This window comes from Providencia sp. PROV116 (genome assembly GCF_028482485.1).
In the GTDB taxonomy this organism is placed as follows: domain Bacteria; phylum Pseudomonadota; class Gammaproteobacteria; order Enterobacterales; family Enterobacteriaceae; genus Providencia; species Providencia rettgeri.
In genome coordinates this window covers 181,018-195,460 of sequence record NZ_JAMPQO010000019.1, presented here as the reverse complement: position 1 = coordinate 195,460, position 14,443 = coordinate 181,018, and the positions used below count along the sequence as shown (strand labels likewise).

Annotated in this window: 15 protein-coding genes and 1 tRNA gene; 11 read left to right on the top strand and 5 right to left on the bottom strand. The window is 37.3% G+C overall.

What is annotated here, in order from left to right; genetic code table 11:
• Positions 1 to 138: 138 nt before the first annotated feature.
• On the top strand, positions 139 to 1,896 hold the full coding sequence (locus PSE72_RS14125) for a DEAD/DEAH box helicase (protein WP_115167050.1): 1,758 nt from the start codon (positions 139 to 141) through the stop codon (positions 1,894 to 1,896).
• A gap of 166 nt (positions 1,897 to 2,062) precedes the next feature.
• Positions 2,063 to 2,344 carry a 50S ribosomal protein L25 gene (gene rplY, locus PSE72_RS14120; RefSeq protein WP_004260060.1) on the top strand — a complete coding sequence of 94 codons (282 nt, stop codon included), beginning with the start codon at positions 2,063 to 2,065 and terminating at the stop codon, positions 2,342 to 2,344.
• 96 nt (positions 2,345 to 2,440) lie between these two features.
• On the opposite strand, the gene yejK is transcribed toward rplY, so the two are convergent.
• Positions 2,441 to 3,442, bottom strand: a complete 1,002-nt coding sequence (gene yejK, locus PSE72_RS14115; RefSeq protein WP_004911936.1) for a nucleoid-associated protein YejK — start codon at positions 3,440 to 3,442, stop codon at positions 2,441 to 2,443.
• Positions 3,443 to 3,684: 242 nt separating this feature from the next.
• Between yejK and PSE72_RS14110 the strand changes: the two genes are divergently transcribed.
• The 4 genes from PSE72_RS14110 (at position 3,685) to PSE72_RS14095 (ending at position 6,500) form a co-directional block, all read left to right on the top strand.
• Positions 3,685 to 3,912 (top strand): YejL family protein, encoded by a 228-nt coding sequence (locus PSE72_RS14110; protein ID WP_004911940.1) that lies wholly within the window; start codon positions 3,685 to 3,687, stop codon positions 3,910 to 3,912.
• Between the two features lie 21 nt (positions 3,913 to 3,933).
• Positions 3,934 to 5,649 (top strand): LPS biosynthesis-modulating metalloenzyme YejM, encoded by a 1,716-nt coding sequence (gene yejM, locus PSE72_RS14105; RefSeq protein WP_109911578.1) that lies wholly within the window; start codon positions 3,934 to 3,936, stop codon positions 5,647 to 5,649.
• 73 nt (positions 5,650 to 5,722) lie between these two features.
• Positions 5,723 to 5,799, top strand: a tRNA-Pro gene (locus PSE72_RS14100).
• Between the two features lie 281 nt (positions 5,800 to 6,080).
• Positions 6,081 to 6,500 carry a GNAT family N-acetyltransferase gene (locus PSE72_RS14095; RefSeq protein ID WP_004912109.1) on the top strand — a complete coding sequence of 140 codons (420 nt, stop codon included), beginning with the start codon at positions 6,081 to 6,083 and terminating at the stop codon, positions 6,498 to 6,500.
• 18 nt (positions 6,501 to 6,518) lie between these two features.
• On the opposite strand, the gene PSE72_RS14090 is transcribed toward PSE72_RS14095, so the two are convergent.
• The gene (locus PSE72_RS14090; protein WP_109911576.1) at positions 6,519 to 7,052 is read right to left on the bottom strand and encodes a GNAT family N-acetyltransferase; all 534 of its coding nucleotides are present in this window, start codon (positions 7,050 to 7,052) and stop codon (positions 6,519 to 6,521) included.
• A gap of 220 nt (positions 7,053 to 7,272) precedes the next feature.
• On the opposite strand from PSE72_RS14090, the gene PSE72_RS14085 reads away from it, so the two are divergent.
• On the top strand, positions 7,273 to 7,533 hold the full coding sequence (locus PSE72_RS14085) for a DinI-like family protein (RefSeq protein WP_004912115.1): 261 nt from the start codon (positions 7,273 to 7,275) through the stop codon (positions 7,531 to 7,533).
• 190 nt (positions 7,534 to 7,723) lie between these two features.
• Here the strand turns inward: PSE72_RS14085 and PSE72_RS14080 are convergent, their stop codons facing one another.
• Complete coding sequence (locus tag PSE72_RS14080; RefSeq protein ID WP_004912116.1) at positions 7,724 to 7,966, bottom strand: hypothetical protein; 243 nt, start codon at positions 7,964 to 7,966, stop codon at positions 7,724 to 7,726.
• Positions 7,967 to 8,138: 172 nt separating this feature from the next.
• On the opposite strand from PSE72_RS14080, the gene PSE72_RS14075 reads away from it, so the two are divergent.
• From PSE72_RS14075 to PSE72_RS14065, 3 genes are all read left to right on the top strand, one after another.
• A complete protein-coding gene (locus tag PSE72_RS14075) occupies positions 8,139 to 8,813 on the top strand; it encodes a response regulator (protein ID WP_004912118.1) in 675 nt (224 codons plus the stop codon).
• Complete coding sequence (locus PSE72_RS14070; RefSeq protein ID WP_115167048.1) at positions 8,803 to 10,164, top strand: sensor histidine kinase; 1,362 nt, start codon at positions 8,803 to 8,805, stop codon at positions 10,162 to 10,164. The genes PSE72_RS14075 and PSE72_RS14070 overlap by 11 nt, the downstream gene beginning before the upstream one ends.
• Positions 10,165 to 10,260: 96 nt before the next feature.
• A complete protein-coding gene (locus PSE72_RS14065; RefSeq protein ID WP_004912122.1) occupies positions 10,261 to 10,836 on the top strand; it encodes a cysteine hydrolase family protein in 576 nt (191 codons plus the stop codon).
• Positions 10,837 to 10,856: 20 nt separating this feature from the next.
• Here PSE72_RS14065 and PSE72_RS14060 read toward each other — a convergent pair whose 3' ends face one another.
• Positions 10,857 to 11,699, bottom strand: coding sequence for a D-amino-acid transaminase (locus tag PSE72_RS14060; RefSeq protein WP_115167047.1), 843 nt, complete (start codon positions 11,697 to 11,699; stop codon positions 10,857 to 10,859).
• 450 nt (positions 11,700 to 12,149) lie between these two features.
• A complete protein-coding gene (locus PSE72_RS14055; RefSeq protein WP_115167046.1) occupies positions 12,150 to 12,674 on the bottom strand; it encodes an anti-virulence regulator CigR family protein in 525 nt (174 codons plus the stop codon).
• Positions 12,675 to 13,006: 332 nt separating this feature from the next.
• Between PSE72_RS14055 and PSE72_RS14050 the strand changes: the two genes are divergently transcribed.
• Positions 13,007 to 14,257 (top strand): mechanosensitive ion channel family protein, encoded by a 1,251-nt coding sequence (locus PSE72_RS14050; RefSeq protein WP_115167045.1) that lies wholly within the window; start codon positions 13,007 to 13,009, stop codon positions 14,255 to 14,257.
• Positions 14,258 to 14,443: the final 186 nt, after the last annotated feature.

Below are 14,443 nucleotides of genomic sequence, written 5' to 3'. Positions count from 1 at the left end.
TTATCACATAATTCATTATAACAATAACCCTTGTGAAGTGATAGTTTCACCGAAACAACTCACATCTTTAGACAGAGTCATCGTTTTAAATTAAATTTAACGTCATTCACCTGATTTAATTACATAATGCTGAATAATATGCCTTTTGTTCTACGCCCATACCAACAAGAAGCTGTCGATGCGACGGTTGATTATTTCCGTAAACAGGCTCACCCTGCCGTAATTGTCTTGCCAACTGGCGCAGGAAAAAGCTTAGTGATCGCTGAATTGGCGCGGCTTGCTCGTGGCCGAGTGCTGGTATTAGCACATGTAAAAGAATTAGTTGAGCAGAATCATGCTAAGTACCTCGCATATGGCCTACAAGCCGATATATTTGCCGCAGGTCTAAATCGAAAAGAATCTCAAAGCAAAGTCGTGTTTGGTAGCGTGCAATCTGTTGCTCGAAACCTTAAAGCCTTTGATGCACATTTTTCGTTAGTGATTATTGATGAGTGTCACCGTATAAGTTTGAATGATAAAAGCCAATACCAACAAATCATCCAGGCTTTACAGTCCAATAACCCTTCATTACGTATTTTAGGATTAACCGCCACGCCCTACCGTCTCAACAGTGGTTGGATTTACCAATACCATTACCATGGTATGGTACGTGGCGATGAAAATTGTTTTTTCCGTGAGTGTATTTATGAACTACCTCTACACTATATGATTAAAAACAAATTCTTAGTACCACCTGAACGCTTAGATATGCCTGTTCTCCAATATGATTTTAGCCAAGTTTCACTGACATCATCAGGTATTTTTAATGAACAAGAGCTTAATTTGTCATTAAAAAAGCAGCAACGCATTACCCCTAAAATTATTGAGCAAGTTATTGAATATGCAGCACCATTACAAGGCTGTATGATTTTTGCAGCAACGGTTGAGCATGCAAAAGAAATTTTGGGCTATTTACCCCAAAATAGTGCGGCATTAGTGACAGCTGAAACCCCTGCTGCTGATAGGCAAGCAATTATTAACCAATTTAAAAACAAAGAATTACACTATCTCGTTAACGTTTCAGTATTAACAACTGGGTTTGATGCGCCCCATGTTGATGTGATTGCGATTTTACGACCCACAGAGTCAGTCAGCTTATACCAACAAATTGTTGGCCGAGGATTACGCCTCTCCGAAGGAAAAACCCGCTGTTTAATCTTAGATTATGCCGGTAATCCACATGATTTATTTCGGCCTGAAGTGGGTTCTAGTAGACCCAATTCAACCAGTGTTCCCGTGCAAGTTTTTTGTCCATTGTGCCAATTTGCGAATATTTTTTGGGGTAAATGTACCTCTGATGGGCAAATTATTGAACATTACGGCCGGCGCTGCCAAGGCTGGGAAGAGGATGAAAATAGGCAGAAAAAACAATGTGAATTTCGTTTTCGCTTCAAGCAATGTCCACATTGCGGTGCAGAAAATGATATTGCTGCTCGTCGCTGCCAAAAATGCCAAGAAGTGCTTACCGACCCTGACGATATGCTAAAAGCCGCATTAAAACTTAAAGATGCATTAATCATTCGTTGCGGTGGTATGCAATTCATTACTGGAAGTGATTCCAAAGGTGAATGGATTAAAATAAATTATTTTGATGAAGACGGAACTAGCGTTTCTGAACGTTTTCGCTTAGCGACGCCCGCACAAAAACGCGTATTCGAATATCGTTTTTTACGAGAGCATCAGCGTGCTCCGGGTGTTCCATTTAAATGGAATAGTGCAAATGATATATTATTGCAGCAATCTTTATTACGTTATCCTCAATTTATTGTTGCACGCAAAAAAGAGCGTTTTTGGGAAATTAGAGAGAAAATCTTCGATTATCAAGGGCGTTTTCGCGTTGCAGATTCTCTATCATAAAGCGAAAACGATCATAATGATTGCTGGATGACGGATTTTTCGTTAAAATGCCGCCCGCCTTCCGATATCTTGTTCGCTGAATGAAGTATCCATAGGCCAAATCTCGAACCTGCTGCTGGGTCGCCTGTAGCAGGAATTTATATTTTCTTTTTATAGAGAAATAGTAATGTTAACTATCAATGCAATTGAACGTAAAGAGCAGGGTAAGGGTGCGAGCCGCCGCCTGCGCAGAGATAACCAGCTTCCAGCTATCGTTTACGGTGGCAACCAAGAAGCTATCTCTGTAACTCTTAACCACGATGAAATCATCAACCAAGAAAGCAAAGCAGAATTTTACGAAGTTCTGAACCTGGTTATCGATGGTAAAGAAACAAAAGTAAAAGTTCAGGCTGTTCAACGTCACCCATTTAAGCCAAAAGTGACGCACATTGACTTCCTGCGCGCTTAATTAAAGCCCACAGCCGAGCTTTAGAATTTTCGGGACGCCGAGTAAATAACGCCGCAATTGCGGCGTTATTTATTTCTACCGATTCAACGCCACAGCCTATTTAGCCCCCCGGCGTTGTAACTGGTCACGCAAATTAGGTGGTGTACCGCGAATGGTCAACGTATCAGTGACAGGGTCCCAAAAGATACGCTCTCCCATAAGCATCGCATCAAAGCTAATCGTGATCCCTCCGCCACTCCCTGAGAACTTCGTTAATTGCTTCAACGTTCCTCTATCGGCAGGGAAACTTTCTTCGAGTTGATAATCATTTTGGCGAGCGAAATCATCGAAGCTTTGTTCTTCAACCATTGGCAGCTCTTTTGCCAGCGCCTGTAACTCAATTTCCTCTCCAGACTGTAATTGTTCTGTACAATAACTATGCACTTGCTGGCGATAAGCTTGACGTGTGTTTTTGTCCATTTGTGCATTATCACAAAAATCGTCAAGTGCCTGTACCAAGCCTTTATTCTGAACTTTTGCATTTAGTCCCTCTGATGCAGCCAAAAAGTCCATAAAGAAATCAGATACTTTTCGCCCTACTCTACCTTTTAAGAAAGTTAAATAGCGTTTTGATTCAGGATTGGTCTCCCATTCCGTTAAATCAATACGAGCGACAATATCTGCATGAGGAATATCTAAATAATGTGTGGTGCCTAAATCCAATGATTCCGTGACAAACATGCTGTCACAACTATTGAGCACCGCAATTAATAAATATTCGACCGCGAGGTAACGGTATTGACAAAAGAGAACCACGCCCCCTTCAGCAAAAGGATATTTGGCTAATTCATCTTTCAAGCGAACGGTCATCGCACGGCTGAACCCTAAAAACTCTTCCTCGCCTTTACGCAATAACTTTAACGCATCGGCAAGTTCACTTTCTTCGTTAAATTCGCCAAATGCTTTACTTTTTGCACTATAGACGCGGTGTAACTCTGCCATCATGTCTTGTACGACACCATCTGCTGTCAATAAAGAATCCCGCAACATCACCTCTAGGGTTTGCTCATCTCTTTTAATTAACTGGTGTAAAGCTATCTGGTTAATTTCCAGACTCATTGTTGGCTCCTTCGTTATAGCGAAAATAATGTTGCGCGTATTCAAACATTGATATTATTCCTCTGCAACAGAAACCATCATTTGTTCTATTTTCAGCCTAATTACGCTGAACTAATACGCACTTTACGAATCTGAATTAGCATTATTATCACTTAAACAAAAATTTGTTGCGAAGAAAGAAGAAAAACCAGCTGTGATACGCTATGATATGTAGCTTTCATTAATTTAGGATGTCTCAATTTATGCCACAATCATCTCGCTATAGTGATGAAAAAGTTGAAGGTTTACTTTCTGACCTCGTGAGCGTGTTAGAAAAAAACCACACCCCTGTTGACCTTTCCCTCATGGTGTTAGGTAATATGGTAACGAATCTGCTGAATACGTCGGTTGCGCCTGCGCAACGTAAAATGATTGCAGAATCATTCGCAAATGCATTACTTTCTTCTGTTAAAGAAGATCAATCACACTAATTGATTAATGAAATAAACAGTATGGTCACCCACCTGCGCTACCGTGACAAAGTCTCTAACATGATTGGTTGGGGGCACTGGTTTGCACTATTCAATATACTGCTTAGCCTCGTGTTAAGTAGTAGCTATCTGTTTATTTTTGATTGGCCAGATACCCTAACTGGCCGAATTTATGCTTTCGTCAGTTGGATTGGTCACTTTAGTTTTGTGGTCTTTGCGACTTACTTACTAATTGTTTTTCCACTGACCTTTATTGTTATGTCTCAGCGGCTGCTGAGGGTACTTTGTGTTGCCCTTGCAACGGCTGGTACAACGCTATTAATTTTTGATATCCGTGTTTTTAGCCAATTTGGTTTGCATTTAACACCACAAGTTTGGGACTTGGTCATCAACCCAACTAAGGGTGAGATGGCTCGTGAATGGCAACTGATGTTTATCAGCATTCCGATTATCTTTCTTGTTGAAATGTTATTTGCGACTTGGAGTTGGCAAAAATTACGTAGTTTAAATCGCCAAACATTTGGCAAACCGCTTGCGGGTATTTTTATTGTGACCTTTATTATGTCACACCTGATGTATGCATGGGCCGATGCTAATTTTTATCGCCCTATCACCATGCAACGCTACAATTATCCATTGTCACAACCCATGACAGCCCGCAAGCTGCTTGATAGGTATGGTCTGTTAGACTTAACTGAACATCAAAACCGCGTATTCCAGCAAGGTAGCCCAACAGCACTTAAATTAAACTACCCATTGAAACCTTTAAGTTATTATGACCAAGGCGCCGATTACAACTTATTATTGTTGGTCATTGATGATCTTGGAGACAAATCTCAACAAGATTCTATGGGTGCGTTAAACGAATTTAAAGAAATCAGTACACAGTTTACGAATCACTACACTGCCGGTCTACGTAACGATACCGCGCTATTTGGCTTATTCTATGGTATTTCATCAACTTATTTCGATAATATTCTCAATGGTCGCCATCCATCAGCGCTAATCGAAGCCTTACAGCATCAAGGATATCAGTTTGGTTTATTCTCAACAGATGGCTTTAATTCTCCATTATTCAGGCAAGCTATTTTAGCGGATTACTCATTACCTGCAAAAACTGCAGATAATGACAACTTAACAGTGACACAATGGAGTAACTGGCTAGATAGCCTTAAGAATGACTCGCCTTGGTTCTCTTTCCTCAATATTAAAGGAACACCTGGAAGCGCGAAAACCAATGAACAAATCAATCGCGTGATGTCTGTATTACAGCGTGATAATCGCTTGCAAAACACTATTGTTGTTGTGACCGCAAATTACAATAACCAAGGAAAAGCAGAAAACGAGTGGTTAGATGGCAAACGCTTCAATCGTAATAATATGCAAGTGCCACTATTCATTTATTGGCCAAACACACCAGCGCAGCAAATAGATAAGCTAACTAGTCATCAAGATGTCATGACAACATTGATGCAGCGTTTACTACATGTCAGTAATCCACCCGATGATTACAGCCAAGGTGAGGATTTATTTAGTGTTAAACGTACTTACCCATGGGTGATCACCGGTGATAACGACGATGTTGTCATTACCACAGATAATGCCACCCTCTACATGGATCAAAATGGTCAGTTTAATATCTATGATAAACAAGGTGCTATAGAACGAAATGAAAAACCTGACTTGGCTGAGTTGTTGAAGATATTTACTGAGTTAAAACGCTTTAATGAAAATTAGTGTTTAAATATCAACCAGTCGCATCTTCAGTCTATTGCTTTTAGAAGTAAAATGAGTAGTATTAATCAAAGTTCGGCATGTAGCGCAGCTTGGTAGCGCACCGTCATGGGGTGTCGGGGGTCGTAGGTTCAAATCCTATCATGCCGACCAAAATTCCCTAAGAAAACCAACCTATTACGGTTGGTTTTTTTGTGTGTGATTTTAAAAAGGTAAAATGGCGGTAAAACTGGTGTAAAACCCCGACATGGTTATACTAGCTTTAACCAACTGCTTATACAGTCCAAAATACTCTCAATTCAATTGATAGATAGGTATACATGCCTATTTAAGCGCTACTTATTCATATTAATCTTTTACCTAAACCAAAACCAATCCTATGCTGTAATATTTTCAAATTAAGACATTTAGCATTGATAAGCAACTGATTGATAATGAAAACTAACTTTAGAGTCGCAACACTAATTGATATAAATGCTATATTTTCCATAGATACCATTGCGACGACAGAACGCTATGAAGACATTACCCAATGGCTCGAACAAGAAATATGTTATGTACTGGAAGCCAACAACGAAATATTGGCGTATGGTGTTCTACATTATTATTTCTATTCCCATGCTTTTATAGAGTTATTAATGGTAAATAAAAACCATCGTCGGCAAGGCCTTGGACTCACCTTAATTAATAAACTAAAAATGCAGAGTAAAACCCCAAAAATTTTTACATCTACAAACCAATCGAATACAGCCACTCAACAACTCTTAATAAAAGCTGGCTTTATTCCTAGTGGATACATTGAAAATTTAGATGATAATGATCCCGAACTTATCTATTGCTATATATCTGATTAAAACCATCTACATGGTGAACTATAATAGCGCTTTATTCATCACAACCGTTTGCAAGGTGTGATTAAATTGCTGATACACCTCTTGAGCTATCACTTCTGGATAGCTTAATACCCTAAGCTCATGCGGCTTATTTTCTGGGTAATAACTTGGATGTGCGTGAGCGTATTCAGTTTGTTGAAAACCGCAATGTTGATAAAAAGACCAACGTTTTTGGCTAACTTCATCAATAATGGGGTCTATTTCTAGAATCACTTTACCAACATCATGACAAAACAGTTTTAATACCTTTTGCCCATAACCTTGCCCTCTTAATATGGGGGAAATAGCAAGATGCTCAATGTAATAATAATCTTCGATTTTCCAACAACCAATGAAACCAATAAAAGTGTCATTCTCTTTGAAATTGAGCAAATAATAATCGCTATGATTTAATATTGCCTCTCTTCCTTGGTAGCTTCTTTGTTCATATAATGGAAAAGCTGTGTCATACAACTGGTTAATCATTGCTATCGCTTCGCTATCTTCACTTGAAACTCTTAAAGCATGTAACATTTAATCAAAACTCACCTTATAAAAAATATTTTCTAGCATACCTATTTTAAATTTTCTGACAATTATTTATCGTGCACTCATAATATTAACCTGTTGTTTTATCTTGCTATTATTTTTTCACTCCATTCGCTGATAAAAATATTTGTAGCACTATATTGACTTTTTTACCTAATAGTTCTAAAAATACTGTATATTAATACAGTCTTTACTAGAGGCTATCATGTTACGTATCGAAGTATTATTTGATAAGAACGCTCCACAAAAACCGAGTTCAATTGTTTTGCAAGCACTTGAAACTGAGATTTTACGCAAACTTCAAAACCAATATCCAGATATGATAACGCGGGTTGGGTTTAGCTCACAACAACGCGTTAACATCTCTGGAACTAAAATAACGGAAGATAAAATTCGTATTGAAGAGATACTGGAAGAAATATGGATGGATGATGGTTGGATCCCAGAAGAAACAACGGTGGATTAACCTAATACTTAAAGGAATGTTTACCCATTGTGTAACATTCCTTTTTCTTTTACTAAAAGTCGTAATTAAACCCAGCCTCATCAACAAAGACACTTCTACTTGCAGGAGAATAAAAGCAAGACAATACGTTGATTATTAAAGAAACTACTTATTTAATAATTTCTCATATCTAAATTTTACTCGTTGTTAATTAATAGATTTTATGCCTAAGAAATGCTTTAATTTCTTTCACTGGATTTAATTTTTTATTTCCTTCACGAGTTATTCTAACTTGTGAAATACAGCTATCAACATTCACGCAAGTAGAAACTTCATTTAGCGTTAGAGTTGATAAACTAACTGAGGGTGAATTATTGAAATCTTTCCCCATAAAGATTAAAGCAAATACGATTGCTACTATAAATAATGGCACCTCATAAAATACTTGTTTCATTATCAATGCTCTTATTGTTTGAGTGATGAAATGATAATAAACAATCTATTTCTTTGTACCTTAAAAATGAGTTAAACCAACCTTAAGATATGCTTAAATCTGATTCAAACTTGAACTATGCATATTGTCTGACACTCACTGCCTGCTTATACTTGTTCGTAGAGGTGATAATATGAATATCCTATTAGTCGAAGATGATCTTCAGTTGGGAAAGGCACTATGTCGAGGGCTGGAATTGGCAGGCTTTAGTCCTTGTTGGGTAAGGCTACTTGCAGACGCAAAATTACAACTTGCATCCCGTAATTTTGACTTAATGCTCTTAGATTTAGGCTTGCCTGATGGCGATGGCCATGAAGAACTCATTACTTGGCGTAATATGGGGGAAACTATCCCAATAATTATTCTTACAGCAAGAAACCAAATGGATAACCTAGTCTCTAGTTTAGACTCAGGTGCAGATGACTTTTTAACAAAGCCATTCGCTATGCCTGAGCTTATTTCTCGAGTAAAAGCAGTTAGCCGCCGTATGGCTGGGTTTTCATCTGAAATATGGCAACTAGGTAACCTGCAATTAAATCCTCTTAATCACCAAGTGACCCTTAATGAACAATTGCTATTGCTCTCCGGGAAAGAATATTTATTACTCTATGAATTAATAAGAAATGCGGATAATGTTGTCAGAAAAACAGATTTAGAACAGCGTCTATTCGGATTAGATGATGTGGAAAGTAACTCTTTAGAGGTTCATATTCATAATTTACGCCGAAAGATAGGTAAAGAGCGTATAATTACTATCCGGGGTATTGGTTATTTATTAAAAAAAGAAGCACCGCTAAGTGAAAGTTAAATCATTTTTTATTTATACATTCGGGCTACAAGTCAGTTCAGTTATTTTCCTTTGGCTGTTATTAGTTGGTTGGCTACAATTTTTTTATTGGCCTTCAATTCATGATGAATTAAATGAACAACAGAACGTCATCACTCAAGGGTTTGCTAAAACACTTGATGTGGTTGCTGATAAGCCAGAATATTTCAATAAAATTGCTGATAACCTACAAGAACTTTATTCTACGGCGATGGAAAGTGGCGACGATATTAGTTATCGACCGTTTATGATTGTTAGAGATAAAGAAGGAAATGTCTATTATCGAAACAGTGACAAGCTACACGTTCCATCGCTGAAATCCGTCTCTGAGCTCGCTGTATTACATAAAGACTGGCACTTTACGTCTGCATGGAATGACAAAAATACCTTTGAAGTTGTGATTGCCGAATCTTATAGTGACCGTAAATCTTTATTAGGTAGCCCAGCCGAAGGCACCGCCATCCCCCTCGCTTTTATTTTGGCTATTATGCTGTTAGCGATTTTAATTACTGCTTACTTTAGCCTACGGCCTTTAAGGCAATCTGCAAAACTAATTTCTAGCCGCCAGCCGGGTAATTTAACGCCAATAGAAACGAAAGAACAATATAAAGAAATTAGGCCTATCATTGCGGCAATCAATAACCTTATGTCTCGTGTTGATGCTGCGAACCAACGCGAAAAGCGCTTCATGGCAGATGCCGCACATGAATTACGAACACCGATTGCAGCTGTCATAGCTCAATTACATTTATTAATGCAAATTGATAATCCCAAAGAAAAAGAAGAAATTATTAATGATATGCAAGAGACTTTAAATCGAGCAGCTTCTCTATCACATCAATTAATTGACTTAGCACGCTTAGAAACTGAAGATTTTTTATTAAATAAAGAGCAAATTGACCTTCCTGTATTAATCAGTCACTTAATATCCTCACATATACCTTACGCCATTAACAAAGACATTGATGTCGAACTACAAAGCCCAAAATCTTTTTATATCCTCACTGATAAACTTGCACTGAGTAATATTTTTACCAATTTGATTGAAAACGCGATTAAATACTGCCCAGAAAAAGGGAAAATAAAAGTTATTTTAAAAGACCTGACTCCATTTGGTGGAACTATTTCCGTTCAAGATAATGGCCGAGGAATTCCAGAAGATAGTCGCCAGCTTATATTTTCTCGTTTTTATCGAGTACCTGGAACAATGGAAACCGGAAGCGGTTTAGGTTTATCTATCGCCCAAAATTTAGCCCATAAAATCGGTGCTGTAATTAGAGTTACTGATGGATTAGACAATCGAGGCATTGGTTTTATTATTGACTTACCCTAAATCTAATTATGTTATTGAGTTAACAGCATTCACTATTTTTTCTAGCTAGAATACACCTTTTATAAGTTAATATACGTACACTTAAAAGAGGCAATAATGTCCAAGGCATTAGTTATTATTGATCTCATTGAAGAGATAATTGGTAAAAATGGCTTATCTAATTCAAGCTATCAACAGACTTGCTCTCGCAAAATCGTTGAAAAAGCCAATCAAGCAGCACAATATGCAAGAAGCCATCATATCCCAGTTATTTGGGTTAAAGTTGGGTTTTCAGACAATTACCACGATGTTCCTGCTGGCTCCCCAATGTTTCAGCAAGCCAAAAGCCTTGGTGCCTTAAAATTAAGTGGTAATGGGTGTAATTGGGCTCATGACCTTGAAGTGGCATTTCGTGACCCTGTTATGATTAAAAAAGGGGTTTCTGCATTTGCAGGAAACCATTTCCATAAATGGCTTACCGAAAATGGCATTACAGAATTGTTTATTGGCGGAGTTAGTACCGTAAAAGCCATTGAAAGTACGGCTCGGCAGGCTCATGACTTAGGGTATTATGTCACTGTACTTGAAGATTTATGTGCCGCTCCAACGCCAGAACTCCACCAGCAAAGTATTCAGGCATTGGATGGAATGGTAACGGTTTCTTCCGTTAAAGAATTTATGCAATTAAAATAACACTTAGGTATCTCATGAGATTATTTTAATTTTTGCAAGTATATCTCCCGTAGCCGGGTAGCAAGTTTCCCCGGCTTACCTTCCCCAATTAATTGGTTATTCACCATAATAACTGACCAAACTAATGTCGTTGCAGAAGTAATAAAAACTTCTTTTGCTTCTAACATTTCATCAATGCTAAATGACTTTTCAACAATGTCTATTTCTTGCTCCCGAGCAAGCTGTAAAATTGCTTGGCGAGTAATACCTGGCAATATCTTATTACTTAGCCCTCGTGTTTGTATTTGGTTCTGAGGGTTAATAATAAAACAATTACTGGAACTTCCTTCCGTAACATAGCCATTTTTAACAAAAATAGCGTCATCTGCACCTTGTTGCTTAGCGTATTCTTTCGCCATAGAAGCCGCTAATAAGGCGACTGTTTTAATATCACAACGTTGCCAACGAATATCATCGACAGTGATGACTTTTATTCCATATTTAGACTTTTCATTTTCAACAATCTTCGTCTTTTGTGTAAATAAGACCAATGTTGGCTTCGTTTTATTATCAGGATATAAAAAATTGCGTTGTTTTGCATTACCACGAGTCAATTGTAAATATACAAGCCCTTCCTCTATATTATTTTGTAGAACTAGTTGAAGATGAATTTGCTTTAATTCTGCTAAATCGTAAGGTAATGATAGCTGTAATTCAGCACAAGAACGCTGCAAACGGGCCATATGATGTTCAAAGTCAACTAGCTTACCGTTAATTATTGCTGTCACTTCATATACTGCATCAGCAAATAAAAACCCACGGTCAAAAACAGATACTGACGCTTCTTCTGCAGGTAAAAACTGGCCATTCACATAAGCAATCATGCGCTGTATTCCTTTATCAATCAAATCATTACCTAACCTCTAATTAACCATACACCATATTATAAAAATTACCTTTCAATTCTTCACATTTTTGTAGTCATTTATAGATTTTCATCCGTCTTATCGGAGTATCTTTCAACCAAAACGAATTCCAGCAAAGAGATTAAAATATAGTTTAATATTTAAAATTATTTTTAATATTAACTTGACATTAACATGCTAATGGCTAAAATGCTCTCACGTGATCTGGATCACATTTTAATTTGGAGTTACCGATGAACAGCATCAAAGAATTTATCAGCAGTGTGCAAGAAGTTGTTGAATTACTCTCTAAACGTTTTATGTAAGCAAGTTAATCATTTTGTAGTCAATCAAACCTTTTAGTTACCTAATCATTAGCGTTAATTGCATTTATTTTGCACAACGACCTTGCAATCAAGGTCGTTTTTTTTATTCAAAAACATTTTCAATAATTTCAGCTACAATCGCTGTCCCTATCGCAACTAAAATAAGATCCTGACCACTTACTTTCCATTCATAGCCGACATAAACAGGTAATTGTGCCAAAAATGGTGAAGGTAACGTTTTTTTTGCAATACCTGGAGGAAGCGGTTTTCCCCTACTCACTTGCTTTGCAATACCTGGCGGCAAGCCTCGATATCCCGTCAAACCATATTCAATGGCCAAAGGCCTTACATGACCAAAACTCACATTAAAACTCACATTCGAACCCCGTTGTTTATCGTAATACTTGTTCGATTTGGCATGTTTTAGCTGTTGATTGCCATTCTCTTTATTTGGTTTATCTTTGTTCTGATTTCCTTTATTTCCATGAATTTTTTGATTCCCTTTACCATTTTCTTGACCTTGATTGCCATTAGAAGATGAATTTGCAAATAATGGCGTACAAGCAATAACAGGCAATAAGATATACTGCAAAAGAACTGAACAAATCGGTTTTTTAAATATGTTCATAATAAATTCCTGCAAAGTTAATATAATATTAGGAGTATTTTTAAGAACATTATGCTTAGTTATAGAGACTCACAATCAGAAAATACTTATCACACGTAATGTTATGTAAATGTTATTTAACCCATCAAATTAACGAATGTCCTCCTTTATAATAACCTTTATTATCATTAGTATTGTTTTCATATACTAAGCAATACTTAGAACTAACAATAAGAATTAGGACGGAGTTTAATATTGTTCGCCATGAATTTTCATTACTAATATGATAAGGTCGTTTGACTATCTAATATTTTTATAAGTAATCGTTCCTAACCCCTAAAGAAGGAGAAACCATGCAGCAGCAACTGCTAGACTGGGTACGTCAGTTCAACCAAGATTATGCTAACCTAGCCTCTTTACTGATGGTACTCGGTTTAATTCTGATCGTCGCCTGCGCATTACATTTAATTCTACATAAAATATTACTTCCGCAACTCGAAAAGCGCGGGCAAAAAAGTGCAGGAACTTGGATTCATTTAATCACTCAACATAATCTTTTTAATCGCTTTGCTTTTGTGATTCAAGGTGTTGTTGTCAATATCCAAGCAACGCTATGGTTGCATTCAGGTTCGACAGCACAAGCCGTTCTAAAGGTCGGTTCACAGGCATGGTGCCTATTATTTGGCTTACTCACCCTCTATTCTGTTCTTGATATTATACTCGGTGTGCTCCAGCGTGCCGCCAAAACTGCGCATTTACCGCTTAGAGGAATATTCCAAAGCCTTAAGCTGATTGCTACAATTTTAATTGGCATTATGATAATTGCGCTATTAATTGGTAAATCCCCACTGATTATTCTCAGCGGTCTTGGCGCAATGACCGCCGTCATGATGTTAGTGTTTAAAGATCCCATTATGGGCTTAGTTGCAGGAATTCAACTTTCAGCCAATAACATGGTTAATATTGGTGATTGGTTAGAAATGCCTAAATACGGCGCTGATGGCGCTGTTGTAGATATTGGTTTAACCACAGTAAAAGTGCGTAACTGGGATAACACAGTTACAACCATTCCTACTTATGCCCTTATTTCTGATTCCTTCAAAAATTGGAAAGGAATGACTGAATCAGGTGGCCGCAGAATTAAGCGTAGTGTCCGCTTAGATGCCAGCAGTGTACATTTTTTAACACCTGAAGAAATAGAGCAATGCATTAAAGCAAATTTACTTGAACCCTATATCGAACAAAAAATATCGGAGATTCAAGTCTTTAATTCTAGTCTACCTGATGATAAAGCGGTTCCTTTAAATCAACGCCGTTTGACGAATATAGGGACTTTCCGAGCTTATATTGAAGCTTATTTAAAATCACACCCTAATATTCACAAAAATATGACGATCATGGTCAGGCAGCTAGAATCTGACACAAATGGTATCCCAATCGAAATATATGCATTTACCAATACAACTGTATGGGTGGAATATGAAAGGATACAGTCAGACATTTTTGACCATATCTTTTCCATCCTTCCGCAATTTAATCTGATGGTACATCAATCACCTACCGGAAATGATGTTAGAATGATAGGCAATTCCCCAGAAAAATAATTAATACTAAGTGATTAGTTAAATTTTCTTATTCATCTACATCTAAAGTGGTATTTAAAAGAGGGATATATCCCTCTTTTTCCTTAGTTCTTGCCCCATCGCTATATAAAAATTAATATTTCGATAGTTAATAAAAATAAAACTAATTTATGTTCTGATGAATAAAAAACCCTTATAAATTAAATA

Coding starts and splice junctions, on each gene's coding strand:
- PSE72_RS14090 (WP_109911576.1), bottom strand. CDS start 7,052: ATGTTACATGCTTTAAGAGTTTCAAGTGAAGATAGCGAAGCGATAGCA.
- PSE72_RS14055 (WP_115167046.1), bottom strand. CDS start 12,674: ATGAACATATTTAAAAAACCGATTTGTTCAGTTCTTTTGCAGTATATC.
- PSE72_RS14060 (WP_115167047.1), bottom strand. CDS start 11,699: ATGATTGCTTATGTGAATGGCCAGTTTTTACCTGCAGAAGAAGCGTCA.
- PSE72_RS14050 (WP_115167045.1), top strand. CDS start 13,007: ATGCAGCAGCAACTGCTAGACTGGGTACGTCAGTTCAACCAAGATTAT.
- PSE72_RS14125 (WP_115167050.1), top strand. CDS start 139: ATGCCTTTTGTTCTACGCCCATACCAACAAGAAGCTGTCGATGCGACG.
- PSE72_RS14085 (WP_004912115.1), top strand. CDS start 7,273: ATGTTACGTATCGAAGTATTATTTGATAAGAACGCTCCACAAAAACCG.
- rplY (WP_004260060.1), top strand. CDS start 2,063: ATGTTAACTATCAATGCAATTGAACGTAAAGAGCAGGGTAAGGGTGCG.
- yejM (WP_109911578.1), top strand. CDS start 3,934: ATGGTCACCCACCTGCGCTACCGTGACAAAGTCTCTAACATGATTGGT.
- PSE72_RS14075 (WP_004912118.1), top strand. CDS start 8,139: ATGAATATCCTATTAGTCGAAGATGATCTTCAGTTGGGAAAGGCACTA.
- PSE72_RS14110 (WP_004911940.1), top strand. CDS start 3,685: ATGCCACAATCATCTCGCTATAGTGATGAAAAAGTTGAAGGTTTACTT.
- PSE72_RS14095 (WP_004912109.1), top strand. CDS start 6,081: ATGAAAACTAACTTTAGAGTCGCAACACTAATTGATATAAATGCTATA.
- PSE72_RS14080 (WP_004912116.1), bottom strand. CDS start 7,966: ATGAAACAAGTATTTTATGAGGTGCCATTATTTATAGTAGCAATCGTA.
- yejK (WP_004911936.1), bottom strand. CDS start 3,442: ATGAGTCTGGAAATTAACCAGATAGCTTTACACCAGTTAATTAAAAGA.
- PSE72_RS14065 (WP_004912122.1), top strand. CDS start 10,261: ATGTCCAAGGCATTAGTTATTATTGATCTCATTGAAGAGATAATTGGT.